Source organism: Cellulomonas sp. (genome assembly GCF_965229465.1).
Taxonomy (GTDB): Bacteria; Actinomycetota; Actinomycetes; order Actinomycetales; family Cellulomonadaceae; genus Cellulomonas.
In genome coordinates this window covers 318,381-341,581 of sequence record NZ_OZ245882.1, presented here as the reverse complement: position 1 = coordinate 341,581, position 23,201 = coordinate 318,381, and the positions used below count along the sequence as shown (strand labels likewise).

The window sequence follows — 23,201 nt, the reverse complement described above, 5'->3', positions numbered from 1 at the left end:
GTCGCACCGGTGGACGGATCGTCGGCGGGCCGGCCCGGCTCCCCGGCGCCGACCCGGCTGCGCGCGCTGCTCGACTCCGAGGGGCTGCGCTTCGTCCTCGTCGGCGGTGTCAACACCGTGTTCGGGTTCGGGATCTTCGCTCTGCTCCAGTCCACGCTCGGCACGGTCGTGCACTACCTCGTCGTGCTGGTCGTGGCGCAGGTCGTCGCGGTGCTCGAGGCCTACGTCCTGCAGCGTTACGTCGTGTTCCGGGCTCGCGGACGCTGGTGGCGCGACCTCGTCAGGTTCAGCTCCGTCTACGCGGTGGCGTTCGCCGTCAACGCCGCCGCGCTGCCGCTCCTGGTCGAGGTCCTGCACATGGCCGTGATCCCGGCGCAGGCTGTGGTCACCGCGGCGGTCGCGCTCGGGACCTTCCTGGTGCACCGCAACTTCACCTTCCGACACTCCCGGAGGTCGGCCCGCGAGGCCGTGCCGACCGCCACGACCCGAGGGGCAACGCCTCAGGTCACCGCCCTGCCCACCGCCGGCGCCCCTGCCGACGACACCACGTCCCCCCGCGTCGCGCAGACTGACGACGCCGCACCCAGGAGTACGATCCGACCATGAGCGAATCCGTCGTGACCGGCGCCGATGCCGTCGCCGCAGCCCTCGAAGAACTCGGTGTCGACATTGTTTTCGGTATCACCGGAGCAGGGAATCTCGCCATCTGTGACGCGATTTATCGGCGCGGGGCGACCCGGCTGATCTTCGTCCACCACGAGCAGGCGGCGCTCATGGCCGCCCAGGGCCTGGCGCGCACGACCGGTCGGCTCGGTGTCGCCCTCGTGACGACGGGCGGCGGCTCGACGAACGCGCTGACCGGGATCGTCGGCGCGCAGATGGACTCGGTGCCGCTGCTCGTGCTCTCCGGCAACGAGAGCTCGATCCACACGAGCACCGACAACGAGCTGCGGATCTGGGGCGTGCAGGGCTTCGACTCGCGCCAGGTCTTCGCGCCCGTGACCAAGGCGGCGCACCGTGCGCGCAACGCGGACCAGATCCGCGACCTCGTGGTGAACTCGGCGCGCACGGCGCTCGAGGCGCGAGCCGGCGCCGTGACGATCGACATCCCGATGGACCTCCAGCGCAAGCCGCTCAGCACCACGCTCGCGGGGTCCCCGGCCGTCCCGGTCCTCGACCTCGGCAGCAGCGTGGACTACGGCGACGTGCTCGACTCGTCGCTGGACCGCCTGACGGCGGCGCTGCGGCGCAGCATGCGCCCGGTCCTGCTGCTGGGGAACGGCCTGCGCAACGGCATGGACCGGCCCGAGATCCGCTCGCTCGTCGCGGACATCGGCATCCCCACGCTGCTGTCCTGGTCGGCGATCGACCTGCTCGACTCGTCGCACGCCATGAACTTCGGGCGCTCGGGCATCTACGGCGACCGGTACTCGAACATGATCGTGCAGAACGCCGATCTCGTCATCGCCATCGGCTCGCGCCTGGCCATCCCGCAGCTCAGCTACGACCCGGCAGACTTCGCTCGCGACGCGCAGGTGTTCGTGGTCGACGTCGACGGCAAGGAGCTGGAGAAGTTCGTCGGGGACCGGTGGGTCCGGGTGCAGGCCGACGCGGCGCAGTTCCTGGAGCAGTTCGCCAAGCTCGGGCCCGTCGCCGCGGACATCGACACGTGGGTGCGCAAGTGCGAGCAGCTGCGCACCGACTTCCCGCGTCGTGCGCAGACCATCGAGGCGATCCCCGCCGCACAGCGCGACCAGTTCGTGAACTCCTACGACGTCGTGTACGAGATCAGCGACCAGGCGGGCTCGGACGACATCTTCGTCACCGACATGGGCACCGGGCTGCTGTCCGGGTTCTACGGTCTGGACGTCAACGAGGACCAGCGCCTGGTGACGTCGCTGGGGCTTGGGGAGATGGGCTACGGCCTGCCCGCAGCGGTCGGTGCGCAGTTCGCGCACCCGGAGGCCCGGGTGGTCTGCCTGAACGCCGACGGCGGCATGATGCTCAACCTCCAGGAGCTCCAGACCGTCGCTCACCACAAGCTGCCCATCAAGCTCGTCGTGTTCAGCAACGACGGGTACCTGATGATCAAGCACTCGCAGCGCAACCTCTTCGACGGCCGGTACGTCGGGTCGGACCTCGACTCCGGCGTGTCGTGCCCGGACTTCTCGAAGCTGGCGGACACCTTCGGGTTCTCGTACGTGGGGCTGTCGGAGCAGGGCGACATTAGCGCGAAGGTCGCCGAGTTCCTCGCGACGGACGGCCCCGTGCTCCTCGAGGTGTTCATGCACCCCGAGCAGCTGTTCATCCCCCGCGTCGGCACGCTCAAGGGCGAGAACGGCACGCTCATCTCGCCGCCCCTCGAGGACATGATCCCGCTGGTGAGCGAGGCGGAGCTGAGTGCTGCGATGAGCGGGGCGCTGCACCCGGAGTCGACCAGGATCCGCAGCGTGCCGGGCGTGCTCCCGGTACAGGGAGGCAAGTCATGAGAGCCGCGATCATCGGGACGGGCAACATCGGCATCGACCTGGCCGAGAAGCTTCTGCGGGAGCACTCGCTGGAGCTGATCGCCATGGCAGGTCGGCGAGCGAGCTCTCCCGGCCTGGCGCGCTTCGAGGGCCGGGTCAAGTACCTGACGGCCGACGGCGTCGACGGGCTCGAGGAGCACTTCGACGAGATCGACGTGTTCTTCGACGCGACCTCGGCTGACTCGCACCGTGAGCACTGGAAGCGGCTCGAGGGGCTCGGCAAGGCTGTCGTCGACCTGACCCCGTCGCGGGTCGGTGCGGCGTTCGTGCCCGGGGTGCTCGACCACGAGAACCAGCCCGGCAAGCCGATCCACAACATGTCGATGGTGACCTGCGGCGGCCAGGCCTCGGTGCCGATGGTCAGCGCCCTCGCGCGCCACGTCGAGCGCGTCGACTACGTCGAGGTGTCGTCGAGCATCGCGTCGCTCTCCGCCGGACCGGCCACGCGCGCGAACATCGACGACTACATCCGTGCGACGGAGAATGCCGCGCGGCTGGCGTCCGGCGCCGACGTCGCCAAGTCGATCCTCGTGCTCAACCCGGTCGAGCCGCCGACGATCATGCGCACGACCGTGCACATGAAGGGCCTCCTGGGTGACCTGGCGACTCTCGACCGCACCGTCCGCGACGCGGTCGACCTCGTGCGGGAGTACGTCCCGGGCTACCGGCTGCTGGTGCCGCCCGTGCAGCATGCCGCCGACGTTCTCACCGTCTCCATCGGCGTCGAGGGCGCCGGCGACTACCTGCCGCCCTACGCCGGCAACCTGGACATCATCACCGCGGCCGCGGTGAAGACCGCGCTCGACATGGTCGCAGTCGCGAGTTAGGCATCCCATGACCACCACCACCACGCTCACCGCGCAGATCACCGTCTACGACGTCACGCTGCGCGACGGCAACCACGCCCTCCGGCACCAGGCCTCGCGGGAGCTCGTGCGCGACTACTGCCAGCTCGCCGACGTGTCGGGTGTCGACTACGTCGAGGTCGGCCACGGCAACGGCATCGGCGCATCGTCGGCCCTGGTCGGCTTCTCGCTCGAGACCGACGAGGTCCTGCTCACCACCGCGCGTGAGGCGCTCACCCGCAAGAAGCTCGCCGTGCACTGCATCCCGGGTTTCGCGACCGTCGAACGCGACGTGCTCCCGGCGCTGGCGAACGGCGTGGACCTCGTCCGGATCGGTACGCACGTCACGGAGGCGGACACCGGCGCCAAGCACCTCACCGCGGTGCGCGAGGCCGGCCGCGAGGCCGTCTCGGTGCTGATGATGAGCCACATGGCCACCATCGAGCGTCTGGTCGAGGAGTGCACGAAGGTCGAGGGCTTCGGCGCACAGGCCGTTGTGCTCATGGACTCGGCGGGCCACTTCTCGCCGGCGGACGTCACGGCGCGGATCTCCGCGATCGTCGACGCCGTGGGTATCGACGTGGGCTTCCACGCACACAACAACCTCGGTGTCGGCATCGCGAACGCGCTCGCCGCCCTGGACGCGGGTGCGACCATCGTCGACGGGTCCTCCGCAGCGCTCGGTGCCGGTGCAGGCAACGCACAGCTGGAGTGCCTCGCGGCGGTGCTCGTCCAGGAGTACGGGGTGGATCTGGGCGAGCTCACGCCGTTCTTCCGGATGGGCAGCCTGATCGCCGAGCGCGCGGCCGGCCACCTGCCGAAGACCACCAGCTCGAGCGTGATCAGCGCGCTGGCCGGTGTGTTCAGCGGCTATGCGCCGCACGTCCAGGCGATCGCCGAGGAGCTCAACCTCGAGCCTGCTCTCCTGTGGCGTGAGCTCGGCGCGCGCAAGGTCGTCGCCGGCCAGGAGTCGATCATCCGTGAGATCGCCCGCGATCTCATGGACCTGTCCTAGTCGTGGTCGGGGGGCATGTGGTCGTCAGCGAACGCGCTGTCCGGCTGGTCGCAAGGGCTTTGCGCCCGGACGACCGGGTTCTCGTGACGGGTGCAGGCGGATGGTTCGGGTCGACGGTCGCAGCACTGCTGCACGGGAATCCAGCGCGGGCGATGTACGTGACTCAGCGTCCCCGGACGGTAGACCACGGCAATGGATCGATCGATGCGGTGGCGTGGGACTGGGCGGCCGTGTGCGACTTTGCACCGACGGTCGTCGTGGACTGCGCGTTCGTCCTGCGAGACTACGTCGACGACATGACAATCGAGCACTTTGTGCACGTGAACACCGTGCTGACGCAGCGACTCCTGCACGTCGCGCAGTTACCGGGCGTGCGCACCGTGGTGTCCGTGTCCAGCGGCGCTGCGGTGCACCCGCTCGATGCGTCGCACCATGAGGTCGATGTCGACCCGTACGGCTATCTCAAGCGGCAGGCGGAGCTCGCGCTCTCAGGGCTGGATCAGCGGGTCGACGCCAACCTCCTGGTAGCCCGCCCTTATAGCCTGTCCGGGACGCTGGTGGGACGGCCGCGTCGATACGCGTTCTCAGACCTGATTTCGCAGGCGCGCGAGGGAGCAATCCGGGTCCGGGCTGGGCACGAGGTCTGGCGTCGCTACATCGGGGTCGACGACTTCTTCGCAGTGTGCCTCGCCTACGGTGCGCTGAGCTCGGGAACGGTGAGTTCGGCAGGCGAATTGGTGGAGTTCGGGACCCTCGCCGCACGCGTAAACGACGTCCTCGGGACGCGCGCTGAAATCACCCGCGCGGAGCAGTCGAGGGCGGCCGTGGATGACTACTACACACGCGACACCACCTGGGACCAGGCTTGCGCCGAGTTGGGCTACGAGCCGGTCAGCTTGGACGAGCAGATCCGGACGGTAGACGCCTATTTGGCCGTGGCCGCGTGCGCATGACGCACGTCCACGCGTACGACTCTCTTGGGTCCCACCAGGTAGCAAGCAGGATCCTCTCGGTGCGCGCCGACCGGGCGCCTAGGGCCATCGCGTGGACGCGCCGCACGACGCCGCGGAGGTGCCCGGCGCGGTCGGGGTCATGGCCCTCGACGACTGCTGCGTGGTGCCGGTGCAAAAGCGCCGCCACAGTGTCGGCCGTCGACTGTGGGAGATCCCGGCGGTGCATTACTCCGCGACCGAGAAACCCCAGCGGGACAACGAGAGCGCGGAGCCGACGAGGACGCTTCCTGGAACGCGCCGTGCGCGCAACCCAGCGATACAGGCTCGTCGAATCGTTGACATCGCCCGGGGAGTCCAACAAGGCCGTCCGTTTCCTGCTGGCGCGTGACCTTATGCGCATCGGCGTGGTAGCCGGCGGCACCCGGTTCGATGAGGGGCAACGTGTGGAGCACAGGTGTGTCGCCGCCGGCTGCTGCCCGGACTGGCTTATGAAGAACCGGATCGCGATTTCGTGCTTGGGTGCGGGCTCCCTTGTCCGCGTCGACGAACTCACGGCGGCGCGCGGGCCTCGCTACTCGTTGATTGGTCTATGCGGATGAGCCTGGGACCCGCCAGCCCAGCGGCCAGTCGCCTCGGCGAGCGCATCGCGTCGGACCTGCCCGGTGACGTTCCGGCGCTAGAACGCGCGCATCGAACTCGTACGCGTCGAATAGAGATGATTGGGCCTTACGCGATTATCGGAGTGGCAGTGATCACTGCGGCCCTGGTGACATTGGGACCGGCGCCACATGCCCAAGCTCCGACGACGGAGTTCTCCGCACCAGGTCTTGCCGAGCCGACGGACAGGTTGCTCGTCCTTGCATGGTGGGCGTGGGCAATGGTGTTGGCTGTCGCGTTCCTACCCGGGGGCAAGCTTGTCCAGCGATTAGTTGCTGTTGACGGTCGTTGGAAGTCCACCGCGATCGCCGTCGCAGCGGCCGCGCTGGCGATCGTCCTCATCGTCGCCTCGCTGAGAGATGCATCTGATCCGACGGGTATGTGGGTCGGGCTCCCGATCAGCAGCGCCATCGTCGGAGCGGCCTTCGCGGGCGTGACTGTGGTCGTGTTCGTTGCACGCTCTCGGTGGGTCTGGGCTTCAGTCTCAGGCTTCGTCGCCACGGTTGCCCTGCCGTTCGTGTTGCTCCTCTGGGTACAGACGCCCGGAGCGATACGGGACCCATTCCATTTCGCATTCACGTCCGATGAGATTGCTGCCACGGCCGCACGACACGTACCTCTGTCAGATTACATCCCGCAATACTCGGTCTTGCTGAGCTATCCGGTCGCCGCGATCGACTACCTATGGCCTGGACACACGACGGCATTGACCCTCGCGTGGTTGCTGGTTCTTCAACTTGTTTCGATTGGTACCGCGATTGTAGTGTCGGTCCTGCTCGGGGGGCTGCGCATGGCAATGCCTGCTGGAGTCGTCCTAATCGGCCCCGTTGTGGCGGCATTCTCAGGCGGCGGACTAAGCGCGTCCACCTATTTCGCGGTGCTGCCGATGCGGGTGGTCCTTCCAGTTGTAACGATTCTCGCTGCATTTCTCGTCTTGCGTCACGGGATCGCGGCCAGTCGTTGGTGGCATTGGATCCTCCTTGGGCTGTGCGTAGGTGTTACGACCCTCAACAATCCGGATTACGGGCTGCCGGCAGCGCTCACGATCACGGTGACAATCTGTCTGGTCGCGGGACACCCGCGATCAGCGTGGCGACCGTTGGTCTGGCTAGTAACCGCATCAGCGGCGGTCTTCGCCGTCTACACTTGGCTGGGAGCATTGTCGGGCCATCCGATCCACTGGGAGTATTGGCTCCAGTTCACGCTAGTCTTTGGTGACTACGGCTTCGGGGCCGCGCCGGTGGCCGAGTTTGGAATCCATATTGCGGTAATTGCGCTGTTCGTGGCGGCGTCCGCGACAGGTTTCGTGCTCGTGCGGACGAGTCCCGCTGCCTCGTGGCGCGGCCAGCAGGGTCTCGGTTTGTGTCTCGCGGGCGGATGGTCCCTGCTCACGATCCCCTACTTTGCGGGCAGGTCATTTGCCCCGACAATCGTTGGTGGGTATGCATTCTCGGTGGGTCTAGTTGTCGCGTGCATGCTGCCGATGCTCCGCGTGGGCCTCCGTGGGTTGCGCGCTCGTCGTGCGGATGGTCGAGTGAACCGTGTCATCGGTGTTGCCTTCGTGCTAATTGCCGTTGCTGCCGCGGCGGGCGCGGGCGTCCTTGCTCTTCCGCCGGCGTTGACACTCGGATGGCTACAGTCCGGCGACCGCGCGGAGTTTCCCCCGGTGACCGAACAGGTCGCCTCTGTCGAGCGTGTGGCGGCGGCGAACGGCAACGAGCGCCTCGCAAGCGCGCTGGCCTCCGGAGCGGTGGTGCAAGCATTGCCGATGTCGAGCCTCGTGGCCACCAGTTCTGGCCTCGGCTCGGTCAGCGTTGCTAGCAGCGACGGCTATCTGACGATCAGCCGAGTGTTCACCACGGCGCAGTGTGCGGCCCCGTGGCCCGGCAACGCATCCATGCTGCTTGTGACAACACCGGTGGCGGCCTCCCTCGCTGCGGATCCTTCGTGTCAGGGGTACGTGGACTTCAGACGAGCCGAAGAGTTCTCCGACGGCGACTCCGCTCTGTATACGTTGCTGCCGCGTGCGGTCTTGGGTGTACGACCCTGACGCGTCTTGAAGCAGCGCCGGTCCGATCCGGTGAGGAGCTCCCGGTCTCGCCAAACGCGAAAGGTGAGCGCCCGACACCCATCGGAGCCTGACCCACTCTTCGGAACACCTGCCGCCAGTACCGGACAACACCGAGTACCTCACCAGCGCCCGGGCGGTCTAGCGCGGTGCTCGACGTGTTCGCCCGCACGGTCGTGGGCTAACTTGCGATCTGGCGCCGCCAACCAGTACCCGGCGAGATTGTGCATGCCTGGCGTGGCAGCTACTACGGGTCTTGGATCTTCGGGCACCGGTTACGCGCAGCCGGCTGCTCGGGTCCATGATTGGCTCGCCTCGAGCGTGGACAACACGAAGATGGAGTCATGCTGGTCGAGCCTGCGGCGCGAGCCTTTAGCCTGCTGCTGCTTGGTCAGCTGTGAGGACCTTGCCTCGGCGCTCTTCGAGTGGACTGAAGGTCTCGGCAACGACGTGCGCCGCCAGGCCGGTCGGCCCTTGGATACCGGTCCTGAGCGACGTCGAGATCTTCTTCATACCGTCGCGATCGCCGCTGCCTGAGCACGCTCCGAAATGGCCGCGAATGCCGGGTCGTGATCCGATCGGTGATGTCGACTCGGCGAGAGACCAGAAGTCACTGCAGGCGGGAAGTCGGCCCCTGGTGGTGAGGCTCCTGGTCCCAGCTGGAACAGCGGTCCGCCGGGCACGGGGTCTCGTCATCATCGCGTTGCAGCTAGTGGACCTGCGAAGAGGGCAAGCGACTCGCCACTCGCCTACTGCCAGCCGCTGACCAGGGGCGTGTCGACGCCGATCAGTCCGAGCGCCTCGGCGCCGCCGGGGTTCCCGAGCGGCTCGGGGCGACCGGGCAGCGGCAGCTCGAAGAACGCCAGGTTGTCCGCGGCGAACGCCTCGCGCTCCTCGTCGCCCTTGGCGCGCCGCGCGGGGAAGATGGCGACCTCGGGGCAGGCGAGCTCGCACGCGCCGCAGTCGATGCACTCGCTGGCATTGATGTAGTTCTTGCGCTCGCCCTCGTAGATGCAGTCCACGGGGCAGACGTCGACGCACGAGCGGTCCAGCGCGTCGATGCACTCCTTGCCGATGACGTAGACCATGGCTCAGCCTTCCGATCCGGCAGCGACGAACTCCGGCTGGAGCTCCTCGTCGGTGGAGTGCCCCGGGAACAAGGACAGGTCGGGGTCGATGAGGACTGCGGCGTTGTTGACCGCGGTCGCGGCCTCGCCGAACCCGGTGGCCATCAGCGCGACCTTGCCGGGGTACGTCGAGCAGTCTCCCGCGGCGAAGACGCCGGTGACGTTCGACTGCATCGCGGAGTCCACGAGGATCTTGCGGTCCTGCATGGCCAAACCCCACGCGGCGAACGGCGAGGGTGCGGTGACCAGGCCCAGCGCACCGATCACGGTGTCGGCGGGCATCTCGTGCTCGGCGCCCGACGAGTCCCGCACGACGACCGCACGGACCGCGTCGTCGCCGTGGATCGCCTGGATCTCGCTCTCCGTAAGCAGCGTGACGCCGAGCGACTCCGCGCGGCTCATCTGCGACGCGTGCGCCCGGAACTGGCGTCGGCGGTGGACCACGGTCACGGAGCGCGCGATGGGGGACAGCTGGATCGCCCAGTCCAGCGCGGTGTCGCCGCCGCCCACGACGACGATGTCCTCGTCCTCGTGCGACGACGGGTCGTGCACGACGTACGTGACGCCCCGGCCGTGCCAGCCGTGCCCGAGGGGGAGCACCCGTGGTCGGATGCCCCCGACACCCGTGGCCAGGATGACGGCGCGGGAGTCGATCGCGGAGCCGTCCTCGAGCGAGACGGACAGGCCGGCCTCGCGCTCCTCGCGCACGATGTCGACCACGTTCTGGCCGAAGATCGTGCGGGGCTCGTAGATCTCGGCCTGCGCGCGCAGCCCGGCGATGAGCTCGGCGCCCGTGACGCCGACGAACCCCGCGACGTCGTGGATCGTCTTGGCGGGGTAGAGGGCGGCAACCTGGCCACCGGGATCCGGCTGGGCGTCGACCAGGGTCACGCTCAGGCCACGGAATCCCGCGTAGTACGCAGCGAACAGTCCTGCGGGTCCGGCACCGACGATGGTCAGGTCACACGCCGTGCGGTGCGCGAACACGTCCTGGTCCTTCATGCGGGCCGCCCCGCGAGCTCGAGGTACTCGCGCACCTGCGCGACGGTCTGGCTGCGTGGATCGGTGCCCGCGCCGACCTTCTGGGCCCACTCGACGGTCCAGGCCAGCGCGTCCGGCAGACGCAGCGCGTCGTGCCAGCCCAGAGCGAGCGCGGCCTTGCGGGAGTCTAGGGCGAGCAGGCCCGCCTCGTGCACCTGGGGACCCTCGTCGAGCTCGACGGTCGCGTCGCTGCCCCACAGGGCTGCCACCGACGTCGCGATGTCGCCGACGCGGACGAACGACTCCGTGCCCGGGCCGAAGTTGAACGCCTCGCCCGCGAGCCGGCCGTCGAGCAGCGCGTCCGCCAGCAGCAGGTAGCCGTGCAGGCAGTCGAGCACGTGCTGCCACGGACGGACCGCGTCGGGGTAGCGCAGCCGCACGGGCTCGCCGGCGGAGAAGGCGGCCACCAGGTCGACCATGAGCCGCTCGGAGCAGACGTCGCCGCCACCGATCACGTTGCCCGCACGCGCGATCCCGGTGGGCACCGTCGAGCCGGAGCTCTGGATCCAGCTCTGCGTGAGCAGGTCCGCCGCCGCCTTCGAGGCCGAGTACGGGTCTACGCCGCCGAGCGGCTCACCCTCGCGGTAGCCCCAGATCTGGTCGACGTTCTTGTAGACCTTGTCGGTCGTCACGATCACCTGGGCCTGCACGCTCGGCGTCGACTGCACCGCCTGGAGCACGTGCAGCGTGCCCATCACGTTCGTCTCCCACGTCGTGCGCGGGTCGCGGTACGACTCCCGCACGAGCGGCTGGGCGGCGAGGTGAAGAACGACGTCGGGGGCGACGGCCCGGACGGCGGCCGACGTCGCCGCCGCGTCCCGGATGTCGACCCGCAGGTCGTCGCGCAGGACCTCGCCGAGACGCGCCCGCTCGTACACCGAACCGGGCGCCGGGTCGAGCGACAGCCCGGAGACCGTGTGCCCCTGCTCCGTCAGCATCAGGGTCAGCCACGCGCCCTTGAAGCCCGTGTGACCGGTGACGAGGTAATGCATCAGCGAGCGCCGTCCTTGCCCGTGACGTAGTTGATGAGCGTGTCCGCCATGTAGTCGATCATGCTCTCGGTGAGGCCCGGGTAGACGCCCAGCCAGAACGAGCGGTTCATCACGGTGTCGGAGTTGCGCAGGTCGCCGACGACCCGGCGCTCGATGTTGCGGTAGGCCGGCTGGCGCAGCAGGTTGCCCGCGAAGATCAGGCGCGTGCCGATCTTCTTGGTCTCCATGTGCCGCATGAGCTCCTCGCGGTCGACCGCGAGGTCGTCCGCGAGCGTGATCGGGAAGCCGAACCAGGCCGGGTCCGAGTTCGGTGTGGCCACCGGGAGGATGAGTCCCTCGGTGCCCTGGAGGCGCTCGTACAGGTAGGCGAAGTTCTCCTTGCGCCGCTTCACGAAGAAGTCGAGCTTGCGCAGCTGGCTCAGGCCGAGCGCGGCCTGCATGTCCGTGCCCTTGAGGTTGTAGCCGATGTGGCTGTACGTGTACTTGTGGTCGTAGCCGAGCGGCAGGTCACCCAGCTGCCACTGGAACCGCTTGCCGCACGTGTCGTCCTGGCCGGTCTCGCAGTAGCAGTCGCGGCCCCAGTCGCGGAACGACTCCACCTGACGGGTGACCAGCGGGTGCTTGGAGAAGACCACGCCGCCCTCGCCGGTGGTGATGTGGTGGGCCGGGTAGAACGAGACGGTCGCGGTGTCCCCGAAGCTCCCCGTGCGCTGGCCGCGGTACGTCGAGCCGAGCGCGTCGCACGAGTCCTCGACCAGCCAGAGCTTGTGCTCCTTGCACAGCTCCTGGACCAGGTCGAGATCGAACGGGTTGCCGAGCGTGTGGGCCATCATGATGGCCTTCGTCTTCGGGCCGACGGCCTCGCGCAGCTGGTCGCCGATCGCGTCGTACGTGCCGAGCTCGACGTCGACGAAGACGGGCATGAGCCCGTTCTGGATGATCGGGTTGAGCGTCGTCGGGAAGCCCGCGGCCACCGTGATGACCTCGTCGCCGGGCTTGAGCTGACGCTTGCCCAGCTTCGGGCTCGTCAGCGCCGACAGGGCGACGAGGTTCGCCGACGAGCCGCTGTTGACGAACGACGCGGCCCGGGTGCCGACGTAGTCCGCGAGCGTGTCCTGGAACTCGGTGGTCCACCGGCCGGCGGTGAGCCAGCCGTCGAGCGACGAGTCGACCAGCGCGACCATGTCGTCCGCGTCGAGGACCTTGCCGGACACGGGGACGGTGGACTCCCCGGGGACGAACTCTCGGGCGGCGAGCGAGACGTCGGCGAACTGACGCACACTCTCCAGGATCGACTCTCGGCGAGCGGTCAGGTCGTCGTTCACAGGTCTCCTCGAGGCGGGGCGGAAGCGGCCATGATCTTACCTCCGCCCGGTCGGTGTCCGGGTTGCGGGCTCGGCGGGGTCAGTCCAACGGGCTGAGGTGCAGGTCGATGATCTGCTGGCGCAGGTCGCGGGTCTCCCCGGGGGCGGTGGTCGGCGCGGAGTCCGTCACGAACGCCAGCGGGGTCGTCCCCGGCGGAGCGACGACGGGGATCGCGAGGGTCGCCACGTGGTTGACGACCCTGAGCTCGTGCTCGTCGTCCCCCACCGTCACGGTCACGTCGGCGCGGGGGTCTGCGATGACGATCGAGCCCGTGAGCATGACGTGGACCGGGTCGTCGGTCGGGTTCAGGATGACGGCGTCAGCCTGCGCCCCGCCCCAGCGCCACGTCTTCGTCGCATCCGCCTCCGGGTCGAAGAACCCGGTCCCGTACTCGATCCGCACGGGATGCAGCACCTGGTCGAGCGACGGGATCTGTGCACCCTCCGCGCGGAGTCGCGACGCGTACGGGCGCAGGTCGTACACGGCGAGCGTGTTGTCCGGGTTGACGAACGGCACCTGCGGGCCGATGGTCGCCACGATGGCGGCCTCCTCCGCGACGCCGTGGTCGGCGTAGCCGTTCCGGTTGACGTAGATGGCCTGGAACCCTGCGCTGACGAGCTTCGGCAGGGTGCTGGGGATGCCCTCGCTGAGCGCGACCTCCTGCCAGCTCGTGAACGCACCCTTCACCGCTCCGTAGCTCCACGCCAGGTCGGAGTGGACGTAGGCGCGCAGGTGGTCGTACGGCGCCATCGAGACCACGGGTGGGGCCTCGGGGAAGTCCGAGTACGGGATCTGGAACACTGCCGCGCCGGCCCCGTACCGGTCCTCCAGCTGCTGGAAGTAGTCGGCGTCCGCATTCCAGGCGTTCGACGTGTGCGGGTAGTCCGGCCGGATCGCCGGCCCGGTCTGGTCGAAGAGCGCGATGCCCAGCACGACGGCGGCGACCCCTGCGCGGGCGAGCGGCCGTCGAGCGACCGGCCACCGTCGACCCAGGCGGTGCAGGCCGCGGTCGATCAGGACGGCGAGGCCGGCCAGGGAGAGGAACGCGATGTTCACCGACATGCGGTTCCAGGCGCGCAGCTGGTCGAACGCGAGCGCCGCGGCGACGCTGTTCAGCCCGGCGACCGTCGAGAACAGCAGAGCGACGACGGTCAGCACCCCGAGCGGATGCAGCTGGCGGCGCCAGAGTGGCCGGTGCGCCGCGACGGGGACCAGGACGGCGAGGAGGACGGCGACGAATCCCACCAGTCCCAGCACGCCGAGCGTCTCGGTGTTCTCGCCGGGGATCACCGACTCGCCGGTGACAGCGCGCAGGTCGGCGAGCGCGGGGATGCGGTGGTACCAGGCGGGGAGCACCAGGTTCACGATCTTCAGGCCGAAGAACTCGCTCGCCGCGTAGGACCTCCCGGTGACGGCAGCGGAGTCGGCGTCGGCGGACCCCAGGTACAGGAGGTTCGGGAGCGCCGCGAGGCCGATGCCTCCGACGACGATCACGAAGAACGCCGCGGCCGTCGCGAGGGGCCGGACGGTGCGTTCTCCGATCGCGCGCAGCAGGGCAGCGACGACCGCCAGGACCAGGCCGAACGCGGCGTAGTACATGCCGCCGCCGATGAGGACCACGGCGGAGGCCAGGACCACGTACTCACGCCATCGGTAGAGCCGCGGGCTGCGCCACAGGTCGACCTGGCGCGTGTAGATCCACATGGCGACGAGGCAGCCGATCGGCGCCGCGTAGTACGCCGAGAGGAAGAGGTGCGGCTCGCTGCGCTGGAAGTGGTACGGCAGGATCGCGTACGCGGCACCGAGGACGATGCTGATCGGTCGCGAGATGGACAGTCCTCGGAAGCACAGGCATGCGACCGCGGCGACCAGCGGGAACCCCAGCACGAAGAAGACGTTGACCGACGCGGCGGGGCTGAGGACGAGCGACAGGGCCTTGAGCGACAGCAGGCTCCAGAGGTCCCCGACCGCGACCGGCCACGGCCTCAGGTCCTGACCGATCGGTGCACCGAGCAGCGGCGTGCTCTGGAACCAGCCGGTGAGCTGCATGTTCCGGACCAGCATGAGGTTGAGCAGGGCATCGCCGGAGCCGACGAGCGGCACGTTGAGGTGCGCTGCCCACAGTCGAAGTGCCCAGACCGCGGAGAGGCCGCCGAGTGCGGCACTCGTCAGTGCGGTGACGATCTCCTGCCACACGACGCGCGAGGTCGTGGGGACGACCGCGCCGCGCGTCTCTGCGCTCTCGGCCGGCGGCTCGTCGGTCCCGGAGGGTGCGCCGTCCGCCGCCCCCATCACTGCCGCGCGAGCCATCCTTCTCCATACCGTGCGAATCGTCTCCGTCGGCGGTCCGCCGACAGAGAACGATACTCGACGGCCCTGCGTGTCCGAACACCACCAAACCGCCCCGCGCGGACGCCAGCACACCGGTGAGGTCGGCGACATGCCGCCGCCGTCGTTGACGTGCGGGTTCATGCGTCCAAAGATGAGCAACCCGTGCGGCTCATGGCCCCGCGAACGACATCGTGAGGAGCGAGACACCGTGCAGGCTACGCAGGTCCGAAATCCACGGCGCGGCGGCTCGCGCTGGCTGGCGGCGGTCGTCGCCCTGGTCGCTGCAGCCGCCACGCTCACGTCCGCGGCGTCAGGTGCGGCTGCCGCGGCCGACGACGTGACCATCACCGGTCACGGGTGGGGTCACGGGCGTGGCATGGGCCAGTACGGCGCGCTCGGGTACGCGCTCCAAGGAGCGTCCTACGCCGACATCGTCCGCCACTACTACGGCGGGACCACCTTGGCGTCCGACGCGGGGAACCCAGAGATCACGGTCGAGCTGTCCGCGCTGACCGGCAAGGACACGATCCTGACCGGACCCGGCCTGTGGGTGAACGGTGAGTCGACCGGCACCGGCGCGGTCCTCGTCCGGGCCGACGGGGTGGGCGGGCTGAACCTCTACACGGCGGCGTCGTGCGCGGGTCCGGCCTGGACCCTCTGGAAGAACCTCGGGTCCGGACTGACGGTCGGCAGCTCTGCCGACACGACTCAGCAGAGCCAGCAGACGCGCGTGTGCGAGGCGACCGGGTCGCGCGGGTACCGCGGTGTCTTCCGCGTCGTGCTCGCCGGCGGCGTCCAGTACACGTGGAACCAGGTGACCGCCGAGGACTACCTGCGGGGTGTCGTCCCGCGCGAGATGCCGTCCTCCTGGTCCACCCAGGGCGCTGGCAAGGGCATCGAGGCCCTCAAGGCTCAGGCGGTCGCCGCGCGTGGGTATGCCCTGAGCGGCTCGAAGAGCTCGTCAGGCGCGATCACCTGCGACACCACCGCGTGCCAGGTGTACGGCGGGTCAGCGACGTGGTCCGCCGACGGCTCGCAGGTGACGTCGCTCGAGGCGGCGTCCTCCGACACCGCCGTGGCCGCCACGCGCTCGCAGGTGATGCGGACGTCGGGCGGGGCGATCGCGCGGACCGAGTTCAGCTCGTCGACCGGTGGGTACACGGCCGGTGGGGTGTTCCCTGCCGTCGTCGACGACGGCGACGCGATCGGCGGGAACGCGAACCACAACTGGTCGACCACGCTCTCCCGGGCATCTGTCACCAGCGCGCTCGGCGTGGGGGCGATCGCGTCGATCCAGGTCACCGGGCGCAACGGCCTCGGTGCGGACGGTGGGCGCGTGACCCAGGTGACGGTCACCAACATGGCCGGCACCGTCAGCACGTTCACCGGCAACGCCTTCCGCAGCCGGCTCGGGCTCAAGAGCGACTGGTTCTCCGTCACCGTCACGGCACCGGTCGACTACTGCTCCGGGTCGGGCGGGGCCGGCTACTGGATGGCCGCCTCGGACGGTGGTGTCTTCGCGTTCTGCGGTGCCGGGTACTACGGGTCGGCGGGTGGCCTGCGTCTGACCTCTCCCGTCGTCGCCATGGCCTCGACCGCGAGCGGGCAGGGGTACTGGCTGGTCGCCTCGGACGGCGGCGTCTTCTCCTACGGTGACGCGGCGTTCTTCGGTTCCACCGGCGCGATCAAGCTCAACAAGCCGATCGTCGACATCCTGCCGACGGCGACCGGGAACGGGTACTGGCTCATCGCGACCGACGGGGGAGTCTTCGCGTTCGGCGATGCCGCGTTCCGCGGGTCCACGGGCGCGATCAGGCTGAACAAGCCGATCGTCACCTCGCAGCGGACGCCGTCGGGGAACGGCTACTGGCTGATCGCCTCGGACGGAGGAGTCTTCGCGTTCGGGGACGCCGGCTTCTTCGGCTCCACAGGAGCGATCCGCCTCAACCAGCCCATCGTCGCGGCCGTGGCCCCGGCCGTCGGTGGGTACGGGCTCGTCGCCTCGGACGGCGGTTACTTCGCGTTCCCTCCGGCGCAGTTCTACGGCTCGACGGGCGCGATCAAGCTGAACAAGCCGATCGTGACCGCGTCGCTGACGCGCTCGGGCGCGGGCTACTGGATGTTCGCGTCCGACGGCGGGGTCTTCGCGTTCGGTGACGCGCCGTTCCTCGGTTCGCTCGGTGCGCTCAAGCTCAACGCGCCCATCGTGGATGCCGCGGCGCCCTCTCGCTGACGCAGAGAGGGCACTCCGGGAGCGACGCCCCCGGAGTGCCCTCCTGCGGACCGGCGATCAGCCGACGAGGTACTCCCAGACGTCCGCGGCGTAGTCGTCCCACGTGCGCGCGGGCCGACTGGCGGCGTCAGCGCGCAGACGGTGGTACTCGTCCTCGTTCGTGAGCAGCCGGCGCAGGGCGTCCGTGACCGACGTGTCGTCACGGGGGTCGACGAACAGGACTCCGCCGTCCGCGCCGATCTCGTGCATGCTGCCGTAGCCGGAGGTGATCGCTGGTGTGCCGGCCGCGATCGACTCGGCGACCGGTAGCCCGAACCCCTCGTTGAACGACGGGAAGATCGTGCACCGCGCGAGCCGGTAGGCGGCCCAGAGCATCTCGTCGCTGATGCCGCTGGCGCTCTCGACCGGCCGACCGGCGGCCTGGAGCTCGGTGAGCCGGGTGCTGAAACGCTGCCCGCGCCAGGAGTGGCCGCCGATGAAGGTCAGGCTGAACTCGAGCCCTTCGCGCCAGAGGATCTCGGCGGCGTGCAGCACCGCGCCGTGGTTCTTGCGGGGCTCGTGCGTCCCGACGCACAGGACCATGGGCATCCCCGCGACGCGGAAGCGGCCGCTGGCCCGGGCGAGGACGTCGTCGTCGACCGGAGGAGCCTCGGCGGGGAGCAGGATCGGTGTGATCTCAGGGCCGACCATGCCGATAGCGCCGAGCATGGTGCTCCAGCCGCCGTACTCGCCGCCGGCCGCCTGCGAGATCGTGGTGATCCGGTCGAAGTGGCGGACCGTCGCGAGGTGGTCGGCGAAGAAGTCGGGCACGCCGACGTCGCTCGTGTCGCCCGAGGTGATGGGGATGCAGTCGAACCCGATGGCGCCGGTGCGGTTCGGCGCGTACCGGGCCATCGCCAGGATGCGCTTGTTGCGCTCGCGGTCCGCGACGAGCTCCGGCAGCGCGTACGTGCAGGTCCACGGCACGACGATCGCGGCGTCCGTGCGAGCAGCGGACTCCTCGGGTGAGCTGTCGGTCCCCGGAGGCAACGGCTCACCGGTCATCCGGGCGTCCTCGCGCGCGGTGAGCTCCCGCATGGCGTGGAAGTGGTCGATCCACGCGACCATGGTCAGCGGGTGCGCGGCCGACCATCGCCGCGCGGTCTCGCGGGCCACCCGCTGGATGCCGGTCGCCAGGTCGGTGTGAGCGGTATGGTGCACGTCGACCACGACCGCACCGGTGACGATCCGGACGGGGCGGTGCAACGTGTCCGCGGTCGTCGCCGCGACGATCTCCGCCATCAGCGGCTCGGCGCCCGAGAACTCGGCCTGCCGGCAGACCGCGAGCACGGTGCGGTCGATGGGGAGCTGTCCGGAGATCGCTGCGAGCGCGAGCCACGCCTCGCCGCGGTCGGTCGGCTGGACGACGCGGCCGAGCTCCGCGGTCAGCTCGCGCATGGACGGTGTCGCGCCGGGTGCGATCCGGCACGGGCGACCCAGGGTGTCGGCGACCTGGCGGAGGCGGTCCGCCCAGGCGCGCCGCTGGGGCGCACCCGTGGGGTCCGCAGCCTGCCGGGACAGGACGGCAAGCCGGCTCATGCGCTCACCACGCCGGACATCGAGGCCTCCCAGAGCTCATCCGCATATCCCTGCCACGTCCGTTCCTCACGCGCCGCGATCTCGTCCCGCAACGCCCTGCGGCGCTGCGGGTCGGTCAGGAGCGTGCGCATCGCCGCGGTCACCGCGTCGTCGTCCCGGGGGTCCACCGTCACGCAACCTCCGCCCTCGGCGATCTCCTGGAGCGACCCGAAGTTCGACGTGATCACCGGAGTGCCGCAGGCGAGCGACTCGGCGACGGGGAGCCCGTAGCCCTCGTGCAGCGAGAGGAAGACGGTGAACGAGGCGCTGCGCAACGTGTTCGCCATCTCCTCGTCGCTGACGCGGCCGAGGTTGCGCACCGGCCGGCCGGCCTTCAGCAGCGGCGTGAAGCACATGTTCTCGGGACCCATGAACCCGACCCCACCGATGAAGACGAGCTCGAAGTCGACCTTCTCGCGCCAGAGCCGCTCCGCAGCCTGGACGAGGACGGCGTGGTTCTTGTGCGGGTCGTGCGTGCCGACGCAGACGACCACGGGACGCGCGTCGTCCGCGGGGCCGGCAGCGGCCTGCACCCCGCGGTCGGGCGGCGAGGCCGGCAGGAGAACCTCGGTGACCAGCGGCCCCGCGAGGCCCTGCGCCCCGAGGGCTTGCGAGAAGCCGGCGAACTCGGTGGTCGCCGAGCGGCTGATCGCGGCGATGTGGTCCGCGTGCTTCACGACGTTCAGGTACCGGGCGAACCGGGTCGCCTCGAAGCCCGGCCGCAGGTCTGCGCTGACGATGGGGATCATGTCGTAGCCGATGGCGACGATCCGGTTGTCGGTCCACTGGGCCAGGGCCGCGTAGCAGTCGCTGGCCTCCGGTTCCGGGATCTCGGGAAGGATGATGCTGCTGCCCAGCGGCACGACGAGCCGCGTGACCCCCTGGTCCGTCCGCTTCGCGGACGACCCACCGCCCGGCTGGTACGCCATGACGTTCGGGACCTCCCACGGGTGCAACCGCCGCAGGGCGGTGTAGGAGTCGGTCCACGCGACCGGGAGGATCTCGTGCGCCTCGTCCCACCGCGGCACGGTCTCGCGGACCACGCGCTGGATCCCCGTGTGGAAGTCGCGGCGGGCGCAGAAGTCGACGTCGACCACGACGGCATCGCGCACGATGTCCAGCTCGTAGGCGCCGTCGGAGTCGGACGCCAGCTCGAAGGCGATGTCGAGCAGGCGCGTCTGGACCTCGCGGTCGGTGCCGAGCGCCATGTGCCGGGAGGCGTCGCGCAGGTCCTCCTCGCCGGGCATGGCACCACCGAGCGCGGTCATCAGGAGCCAGAGGTCCTGACGCGAGCCCGACCGCTGGCAGGCGGCGATCAGCTCGGGGAGCAGCAGGGCGCCGACGCGTCCCGGGGCCGACGGCCGGGGGTCGCGCCCGCGACCCAGCAGCACCGTGCTCGCGGCGCGCAGCCGCTGGTCGAGCGCGCCGACGGCGGACTCGGGGTCGACGTCCGCGATGGTCACTTGCGGCCCGCCCGCAGCCGGGCGGACTGGACAGCGCGCAGCGGAGCCGTGACCCGCCACGAGACCGTGCTGTACGTGGCGTTGAGCAGGTGGTGCAGGTGGGCCACCTCGTCCTTCAGCTCCTTGTTCGTCCGGCCGCTCTCGACCGCGGCCCGCTTCGCCCATCGCGTGAGCGCTGCCGTGCGCCAGTACACGATCTCGTCGACGAGCTCCGAGCGGGAGCGAGACGACACGCCGTCGGGCCACCGCTCGCGGTCGGACGGCGCGAACGAGAGGACCGGTCCCAGCTCGTCGACCCTGCTCTCGTGGGCGTACAGGCACCAGTCGGCCGTCCGGAGGCAGCCCACGTAGCCCGCCGCCTGCGCCGGCTCGTCCCAACCCGGCCACGGCCGCTCGTCGGGCGCGTCCGAGCGCCGCACGGCCAGGATGGCCGGCGACGTGGGACCCGCCGTCGCGAGCGCGTCGGTGACGGAGTCCTCGAGCGTCAGCAGGACGGACGGCGCCGCGTCCGACGCCCACCCGCGGACGTCCAGCGCGGCGACCACGGAGCGGACGGCGTCGTCGGACGTCCCGACGACCGCGTACGTGCTGGGCTCCTCCGTGCGCAGGGCACGCACCAGGACGAGCACCTCGATCGGCACGTCGGCCGCCGCGGCAGCGTGGGTGAGGGGAGTGGGCGAAGCGTTGGTCATCGAAGTTCCTCGTCCGGTACTAGCGATCTCATGGCGGTGCTCGGGGCGCTAGGCCAGCGAGCGGTCCTGGGTGGAGCGGGTCTCGATGAGCGGTCGAAGATCAGCCGTGCCGACCGCCCGGGTGTCGGAGTGAACGGTGAACATGGCGGCCTGGGACTTCCAGTCGATCGCGGTCCCGTCGGCGTGCTCGAGCGCGGCCGTGACGTAGTACTGGCCCGTGACCAGGTCGAGCCGGGGAATCCGGAAGACCACCTGACGCTCTCCCATGAGGGTCGGCAGCTCGACGGCCGCGAGCTCCGTGTTGGTGCCGTAGACCACCTGAGCGAGCGGTGTCTCGATCGAGATGCCGGCGCGCCAGCGAGTCAGCGGGGTGGGGCTGCGGAACGTCAGCGCGACCTCGAGGGAGTCGCCCGCGTCGAACTCGGAGGCACGGGATCCCGTGCGGTCGAACAGCTCGACCTTGGCCAGCGTCGCCTGGGTGCTGGGCGCGACGATCGCCTTGATCTCGAGCTCCTCCTGGCGCGCGTCCTCGTACCCCTGGCGCAGGACCTGCAACCCCCGCTGGGGGAGCCCGTCGAAGATGACTCGTCCGTTGTCGAGGACCACGGCACGGTCGCAGAGCTCGCCGACCTGCTGCGCGGAGTGCGAGACGAGGATGATCGTCCTGCCCTCGGACTGGAACTCGTGGATGCGGTCCATGCACTTGCGCTGGAACGGTTCGTCACCCACGGCGAGGACCTCGTCCACCAGCAGGATCTCCGGGTCGACGTGCACGGCGACCGCGAACGCGAGCCGGACGTACATCCCTGACGAGTAGAACTTGACCTGGGTGTCGATGAACCGCTCGATGCCCGAGAAGTCGACCATCTCGTCGAAGTGCTTCTCGGTCTGCTTCTGGCTCAGGCCGAGGATGGACGCGTTGAGGAAGACGTTCTCGCGACCGGTCAGGTCCGGGTGGAAGCCCGCTCCGAGCTCGAGGAGGGCAGCGACCCGTCCACGGTGCTCGACGCTCCCGGTCGTCGGCTGGAGGATGCCTCCGATGAGCTTGAGCAGCGTCGACTTGCCGGACCCGTTGTGCCCGACCAGCCCGACGGTCGATCCCGCCTCGATGTCCAGGTTCACGTCACGCAGAGCCCAGAAGTCGTCCTTGCCCCGCTCCCGGTCCTTGAACAGGCCGATCGCGCGTTCCTTGAGCGACTTCTCCTTGTGGATGATGAAGCGCTTCGACGCGTCCTGGACCCGGACGACACTGATCTCACTCGTCGACATCACAGCTCCTGCGCAAAGTTGCCCTCGAGCCTCGCGAACACGCGATGGCCGATCACCAGGAGCACCAGGCTGATGCCCAGCGCGATCAGGAGCCGGATGGTGAGGTGGTCGGGGTAGGCGGCGTTGGCGCCCGCGGCCCAGAACGTCCGCTGGAAGCCGAGCACGCAGAGTGTCACCGGGTTGGCGAGGTAGATGTCCTTGAGCAACCCGTCGGGGAGCGCCTCGTCGACCAAGGCCCAGGAGTAGACGATGGGCGACGCCCACATGGCCACCATCAGCACCACCTCGACGAGGTACTGGACGTCCCGCAGGAAGACGTTCAGGGCCGACAGGGTCAGCGCGAGCGCGAGCCCGAAGACCAGGAGGACCGCAGCAGACAGCGGTGCGTAGTACAACGTGGACAGCTGGGGAGGTTCTTGGAGGACCACCGTGGCGACGATCAGGATGCCCAGCTGGATCGCGAAGTTGAACAGGGCCGAACCGACCACGCTGAGCGGGAAGACCTCGCGCGGGAGGTAGATCTTCTTGACGAGGCCGCCGTTCCCGACGATCGATCCCGTCCCGCCGGCGACGATGTCGGAGAACAGGGACCACGCGGTCAGACCGGTGAAGACGAAGATGGCGAACGACGGGATCGCCCGCTCGCCTCCGAGGAACTTCCCGATGGCGACGTAGTAGACGAGCAGCATCGTCAACGGGCGGACCAGGGACCAGAAGAAGCCGAGGGCGCTGTCCTTGTACCTCGCGCGGAGCTCGCGCCGGACGAGCAGGCCCAAGAGCTCGCGCCGGTCCCAGATGTCCTGGATCGACTTCAGTGCGCCCGACCAGCCGCGCGTGCGCCCGGTCGCCTTCAACGGCTCACGGGAGACGGCTGCTATCCGCTCCTGGGCACTGATGGTCATGCGGCTCCGATCGTCGGGGAATCGCTCGCTCGCGCCGGGCACCGTGGCACACGCAGCGCGCGCAAAGGCGCGAGCGGAACGTCACTCTACCCTTGCGGGTGGT

Annotated in this window: 17 protein-coding genes; 7 read left to right on the top strand and 10 right to left on the bottom strand. The window is 69.4% G+C overall.

Going from position 1 to position 23,201, the window contains the following annotated elements; translation table 11 throughout:
* The first annotated feature begins 9 nt into the window (after positions 1 to 9).
* The 6 genes from ACO06A_RS01540 (at position 10) to ACO06A_RS01515 (ending at position 8,048) form a co-directional block, all read left to right on the top strand.
* Positions 10 to 606, top strand: coding sequence for a GtrA family protein (locus tag ACO06A_RS01540; RefSeq protein ID WP_421734408.1), 597 nt, complete (start codon positions 10 to 12; stop codon positions 604 to 606).
* Positions 603 to 2,489 (top strand): thiamine pyrophosphate-binding protein, encoded by a 1,887-nt coding sequence (locus tag ACO06A_RS01535; RefSeq protein WP_421734407.1) that lies wholly within the window; start codon positions 603 to 605, stop codon positions 2,487 to 2,489. Before ACO06A_RS01540 ends, ACO06A_RS01535 begins: the two co-directional genes overlap by 4 nt.
* The gene (locus tag ACO06A_RS01530) at positions 2,486 to 3,355 is read left to right on the top strand and encodes an acetaldehyde dehydrogenase (acetylating) (RefSeq protein WP_175346666.1); all 870 of its coding nucleotides are present in this window, start codon (positions 2,486 to 2,488) and stop codon (positions 3,353 to 3,355) included. The genes ACO06A_RS01535 and ACO06A_RS01530 overlap by 4 nt, the downstream gene beginning before the upstream one ends.
* A gap of 7 nt (positions 3,356 to 3,362) precedes the next feature.
* Complete coding sequence (dmpG, locus tag ACO06A_RS01525) at positions 3,363 to 4,388, top strand: 4-hydroxy-2-oxovalerate aldolase (RefSeq protein ID WP_421734406.1); 1,026 nt, start codon at positions 3,363 to 3,365, stop codon at positions 4,386 to 4,388.
* Positions 4,389 to 4,405: 17 nt separating this feature from the next.
* The gene (locus tag ACO06A_RS01520; protein ID WP_421734405.1) at positions 4,406 to 5,341 is read left to right on the top strand and encodes an NAD-dependent epimerase/dehydratase family protein; all 936 of its coding nucleotides are present in this window, start codon (positions 4,406 to 4,408) and stop codon (positions 5,339 to 5,341) included.
* Between the two features lie 748 nt (positions 5,342 to 6,089).
* Positions 6,090 to 8,048 carry a hypothetical protein gene (locus tag ACO06A_RS01515; RefSeq protein WP_421734404.1) on the top strand — a complete coding sequence of 653 codons (1,959 nt, stop codon included), beginning with the start codon at positions 6,090 to 6,092 and terminating at the stop codon, positions 8,046 to 8,048.
* A gap of 767 nt (positions 8,049 to 8,815) precedes the next feature.
* On the opposite strand, the gene ACO06A_RS01510 is transcribed toward ACO06A_RS01515, so the two are convergent.
* The 5 genes from ACO06A_RS01510 to ACO06A_RS01490 all read right to left on the bottom strand — a co-directional run bounded on the left by ACO06A_RS01510 (position 8,816) and on the right by ACO06A_RS01490 (position 14,901).
* Positions 8,816 to 9,154: an indolepyruvate ferredoxin oxidoreductase subunit alpha gene (locus ACO06A_RS01510; protein ID WP_421734403.1), complete on the bottom strand. Its 339-nt coding sequence runs from the start codon at positions 9,152 to 9,154 to the stop codon at positions 8,816 to 8,818.
* A gap of 3 nt (positions 9,155 to 9,157) precedes the next feature.
* Entirely contained in the window at positions 9,158 to 10,195 is a 1,038-nt protein-coding gene (locus ACO06A_RS01505) for an NAD(P)/FAD-dependent oxidoreductase (RefSeq protein WP_421734402.1), read from the bottom strand.
* On the bottom strand, positions 10,192 to 11,226 hold the full coding sequence (gene rfbG, locus ACO06A_RS01500; protein ID WP_421734401.1) for a CDP-glucose 4,6-dehydratase: 1,035 nt from the start codon (positions 11,224 to 11,226) through the stop codon (positions 10,192 to 10,194). Before rfbG ends, ACO06A_RS01505 begins: the two co-directional genes overlap by 4 nt.
* Positions 11,226 to 12,551, bottom strand: a complete 1,326-nt coding sequence (gene rfbH, locus ACO06A_RS01495; RefSeq protein ID WP_421734400.1) for a lipopolysaccharide biosynthesis protein RfbH — start codon at positions 12,549 to 12,551, stop codon at positions 11,226 to 11,228. The genes rfbG and rfbH overlap by 1 nt, the downstream gene beginning before the upstream one ends.
* Before the next feature lie 79 nt (positions 12,552 to 12,630).
* Entirely contained in the window at positions 12,631 to 14,901 is a 2,271-nt protein-coding gene (locus ACO06A_RS01490) for a hypothetical protein (RefSeq protein ID WP_421734399.1), read from the bottom strand.
* 229 nt (positions 14,902 to 15,130) lie between these two features.
* On the opposite strand from ACO06A_RS01490, the gene ACO06A_RS01485 reads away from it, so the two are divergent.
* Positions 15,131 to 17,155, top strand: coding sequence for a SpoIID/LytB domain-containing protein (locus ACO06A_RS01485; RefSeq protein WP_421734398.1), 2,025 nt, complete (start codon positions 15,131 to 15,133; stop codon positions 17,153 to 17,155).
* Between the two features lie 57 nt (positions 17,156 to 17,212).
* Here the strand turns inward: ACO06A_RS01485 and ACO06A_RS01480 are convergent, their stop codons facing one another.
* Genes ACO06A_RS01480 through ACO06A_RS01460 form a run of 5 tightly spaced genes read right to left on the bottom strand, consistent with a single transcriptional unit; the run spans position 17,213 to position 23,098 of the window.
* Positions 17,213 to 18,733 (bottom strand): glycosyltransferase, encoded by a 1,521-nt coding sequence (locus tag ACO06A_RS01480; protein ID WP_421734397.1) that lies wholly within the window; start codon positions 18,731 to 18,733, stop codon positions 17,213 to 17,215.
* Positions 18,730 to 20,235 (bottom strand): glycosyltransferase family 4 protein, encoded by a 1,506-nt coding sequence (locus ACO06A_RS01475; RefSeq protein WP_421734396.1) that lies wholly within the window; start codon positions 20,233 to 20,235, stop codon positions 18,730 to 18,732. The genes ACO06A_RS01480 and ACO06A_RS01475 overlap by 4 nt, the downstream gene beginning before the upstream one ends.
* Entirely contained in the window at positions 20,232 to 20,927 is a 696-nt protein-coding gene (locus tag ACO06A_RS01470; protein ID WP_421734395.1) for a hypothetical protein, read from the bottom strand. Before ACO06A_RS01470 ends, ACO06A_RS01475 begins: the two co-directional genes overlap by 4 nt.
* Before the next feature lie 48 nt (positions 20,928 to 20,975).
* Entirely contained in the window at positions 20,976 to 22,196 is a 1,221-nt protein-coding gene (locus ACO06A_RS01465) for an ABC transporter ATP-binding protein (RefSeq protein ID WP_421734394.1), read from the bottom strand.
* Positions 22,196 to 23,098, bottom strand: a complete 903-nt coding sequence (locus ACO06A_RS01460; RefSeq protein WP_421734393.1) for an ABC transporter permease — start codon at positions 23,096 to 23,098, stop codon at positions 22,196 to 22,198. Before ACO06A_RS01460 ends, ACO06A_RS01465 begins: the two co-directional genes overlap by 1 nt.
* Positions 23,099 to 23,201 lie beyond the last annotated feature (103 nt).

Excerpts from the sequence above, each read along its gene's own strand:
- ACO06A_RS01530 (WP_175346666.1), top strand. The coding sequence starts at position 2,486 with ATGAGAGCCGCGATCATCGGGACGGGCAACATCGGCATCGACCTGGCC.
- rfbG (WP_421734401.1), bottom strand. The coding sequence starts at position 11,226 with ATGCATTACCTCGTCACCGGTCACACGGGCTTCAAGGGCGCGTGGCTG.
- ACO06A_RS01480 (WP_421734397.1), bottom strand. The coding sequence starts at position 18,733 with ATGAGCCGGCTTGCCGTCCTGTCCCGGCAGGCTGCGGACCCCACGGGT.
- ACO06A_RS01460 (WP_421734393.1), bottom strand. The coding sequence starts at position 23,098 with ATGACCATCAGTGCCCAGGAGCGGATAGCAGCCGTCTCCCGTGAGCCG.
- ACO06A_RS01535 (WP_421734407.1), top strand. The coding sequence starts at position 603 with ATGAGCGAATCCGTCGTGACCGGCGCCGATGCCGTCGCCGCAGCCCTC.
- ACO06A_RS01465 (WP_421734394.1), bottom strand. The coding sequence starts at position 22,196 with ATGTCGACGAGTGAGATCAGTGTCGTCCGGGTCCAGGACGCGTCGAAG.
- dmpG (WP_421734406.1), top strand. The coding sequence starts at position 3,363 with ATGACCACCACCACCACGCTCACCGCGCAGATCACCGTCTACGACGTC.
- ACO06A_RS01470 (WP_421734395.1), bottom strand. The coding sequence starts at position 20,927 with ATGACCAACGCTTCGCCCACTCCCCTCACCCACGCTGCCGCGGCGGCC.
- ACO06A_RS01510 (WP_421734403.1), bottom strand. The coding sequence starts at position 9,154 with ATGGTCTACGTCATCGGCAAGGAGTGCATCGACGCGCTGGACCGCTCG.
- ACO06A_RS01505 (WP_421734402.1), bottom strand. The coding sequence starts at position 10,195 with ATGAAGGACCAGGACGTGTTCGCGCACCGCACGGCGTGTGACCTGACC.
- ACO06A_RS01490 (WP_421734399.1), bottom strand. The coding sequence starts at position 14,901 with ATGGCTCGCGCGGCAGTGATGGGGGCGGCGGACGGCGCACCCTCCGGG.